Genomic DNA, 2647 nt, shown 5'->3' with positions numbered 1-2647 from the left:
GTCGATTTTCCCGATTTTAAGGTATTAGAATTTAACTATCAAGTAGTGCAGTTAAATCGATTAAATTGGCGAGATTTTCTTAATCAACCGAATCCGGTTGCTTCAGCTTTGATGGCTAGGATGAACATTGCCGAGAAAGAGCGAGCTAAGGTTAAGGCGGAATGTCTGCGCTTGTTAATTACTTTAAGGTTAAATCCTGCGAAAATGCAATTAATTTCTGGATTTATTGATACATATCTCAATCTAAATCCGGTCGAAGAGATACAATTTCAAGAAGAAATTAGCACATTTAGTCAACCCGTACAGGAGGGAGTTATGCAAATTACCACCAGTTGGATGCGTCAAGGTATTGAACAAGGTATTGAACAAGGTATCGAACAAGGTATTGAACGCGGTATCGAACAAGGTATTGAACGCGGTATCGAACAAGGTATCGAACAAGGTATTGAACGGGAAAAGACATTGATTCTTCGTCAACTTAAACGCAAGTTAGGGGAGATTAATCCTGCATTAGAAGCTAAAATCATGCAGTTAAGTATTGATGATGTTGAAGTATTAGGAGAAGCTTTATTCGATTTCTCTACGGTTGAAGATTTAATCAATTGGTTAAATACTTTATAATGCTTGTAATTTCGAGGGATTTATGCAAATTACCACCAGTTGGATGCGTCAAGGTATCGAACAAGGTATTGAACGGGAAAAGACATTGATTCTTCGTCAAATTAAACGCAAGTTAGGGGAGATTAATCCTGCATTAGAATCTAAAATTATGGAGTTAAGTATTGATGATGTCGAAGTATTAGGAGAAGCTTTATTCGATTTCTCTACGGTTGAAGATTTAATCAATTGGTTAAATACTTTAACTGCCTAGGTTTGACGTTAGCGCTCGCATCTTCGCCATGACAAGGGGTAAGATTGCTTCGGAGAGAGAATTTCAGTTAACAGTTAACAGTTAGAAGTGAGGTCTGTCAAAGGGAATTGACAGACCGCAAAACATAGGATAGCATTTGTATAATTCTTATCAAAATACGGAGAAAATATGACTCTAGTTATTTCCCAAGAAGTGATTAAAGCAAGTGGTTTATCAGAGGATGAACTGTTGAAGGAAATTGTTGTTATGTTATTCCAACAAGATAAGATTAGCTTAGGAAAAGCAAGTGAGTTATTAGGTATTAATCAAATAAAGTTTCAACGGATGCTTTCTGAACGAGGAATTTGTATTCACTATGATGTTGCTGAGTTTCAGCAAGATATTAAGCATTTAAAAGAGAAAGGTTGGCTATGATTATTATTAGCGATACTTCTCCTCTCAGCAGTCTTGCTCTTGTTGGTTATCTGTCAATCTTAAAAGATATTTATACTAATGTTGTTATTCCCCAAGCAGTTGCCAATGAATTAGCCAATTTAACTGAGGAAGATATCCGCATTAAAGCGATAATTTCTCTGAAGTGGATACAGGTTAAACAAGCCACTAATTTAGAACTTGTGGCTTGTTTGAGGAATGAATATAATTTAGATCTTGGCGAAGCAGAAGCAATCGCTCTTGCCTTAGAATTAAAAGCAGATGAATTGTTAATTGATGAGCGTCTTGGACGGAGGGAGGCTGTGCGTTTGGGGCTGTCAATTACGGGGGTTCTAGGAGTTCTTTTAATCGCTAAAAATAGAGGATTGATTGCTAAGGTTAAACCGATAATGGAGTCTCTAATTAGCCAAGCAAATTTTCGCATCAGTCATCAACTTTATGAGGAGGTTTTGCAAACTGCAAATGAATTAGATTAAGTTGTGAGGGGGGAATTGAGAGACAATATTCAGAAAAACTGATGATTTAGAAATACAGTTTTCCCGATCAATGTTAACTTATGTTATGGAAGTCTTGAAAAATTGGCGCTTGTTGGGCTAAAACTGTTAGCAATAAACCTTTACAGTTAATGTCATGACTTCTTCACTGTTGTCGATTCTTCCTGCTGTTGACGATGTTTTGTTCAATTTCGCTCAATCTGATGGCTTGAGTCAAGCTAATCGGGTGGATAGTGCGAGAAATCAGCGTTTAACCGCTACCGTAGTTTTCCTCGATGCTGGTGTTAGCGATTATCAAAGTCTCCAAGCTGGGGTAATCCCTGGAGTCGCCACGGTTATTCTCTCTCCCAATCAAGACGGATCGAACAAATATACGCTTTTTTACCACAAAATCCCCAGATTACCACCACCACCTCTATTATTAAATCGGTGCGTTACGCTATCGCGTTTCACAGCCTACGAGTAAGCAAACAACTCAAATGAACCCAACAACCGCCAATTATGATGAACCCTGGAAAGAAGCATTAAGCGAGTATTTTGAAGCGTTTTTACATTTCTTTTTTGCCGAAGTTCACCAATTAATTGATTGGACAAAAACTCCCGAATCCCTAGAAAAAGAACTCAAACGGATTACCGCTTCAGCAAAGACAAAAAAACGTTTCGCTGACAAACTCTATAAAGTCTGGTTACTCAGGGGTGAAGAAGTCTGGATTTTGATTCATATTGAAATTCAAAGCCAGTACGAAGAAAATTTCCCTCAGAGGATGTATATTTATAACTATCGGGCCTTTGATTTGTATCAGAAACCAGTTATCAGTCTGGCAATTTTAGGAGATGAACGAGTAAATTG

Annotated in this window: 3 protein-coding genes and 3 pseudogenes; all 6 read left to right on the top strand. The window is 37.6% G+C overall.

Annotation, left to right across the window (positions count from 1 at the left end):
* The coding region (locus IM496_RS15705) for a DUF4351 domain-containing protein (RefSeq protein ID WP_287662484.1) at positions 1 to 621 on the top strand (621 nt) is incomplete at its 5' end.
* 13 nt (positions 622 to 634) lie between these two features.
* A pseudogene (locus tag IM496_RS15700) lies at positions 635 to 871 on the top strand (DUF4351 domain-containing protein); the annotation flags it as partial.
* 168 nt (positions 872 to 1039) lie between these two features.
* Positions 1040 to 1285: a UPF0175 family protein gene (locus IM496_RS15695; protein ID WP_002739258.1), complete on the top strand. Its 246-nt coding sequence runs from the start codon at positions 1040 to 1042 to the stop codon at positions 1283 to 1285.
* On the top strand, positions 1282 to 1779 hold the full coding sequence (locus IM496_RS15690; protein ID WP_079205556.1) for a PIN domain-containing protein: 498 nt from the start codon (positions 1282 to 1284) through the stop codon (positions 1777 to 1779). The genes IM496_RS15695 and IM496_RS15690 overlap by 4 nt, the downstream gene beginning before the upstream one ends.
* A gap of 154 nt (positions 1780 to 1933) precedes the next feature.
* Positions 1934 to 2280 (top strand): annotated as a pseudogene (locus IM496_RS15685) (DUF4347 domain-containing protein).
* Positions 2277 to 2647, top strand: a pseudogene (locus IM496_RS15680) (hypothetical protein); the annotation flags it as partial. The pseudogenes IM496_RS15685 and IM496_RS15680, both read left to right, overlap by 4 nt.

It is taken from the genome of Microcystis sp. M049S2 (assembly GCF_020245625.1).
Classification (GTDB): Bacteria; Cyanobacteriota; Cyanobacteriia; order Cyanobacteriales; family Microcystaceae; genus Microcystis; species Microcystis ichthyoblabe_A.
This window is presented reverse-complemented; position numbering and strand designations above follow the sequence as displayed.

Excerpts from the sequence above, each read along its gene's own strand:
- IM496_RS15695 (WP_002739258.1), top strand. The coding sequence starts at position 1,040 with ATGACTCTAGTTATTTCCCAAGAAGTGATTAAAGCAAGTGGTTTATCA.
- IM496_RS15690 (WP_079205556.1), top strand. The coding sequence starts at position 1,282 with ATGATTATTATTAGCGATACTTCTCCTCTCAGCAGTCTTGCTCTTGTT.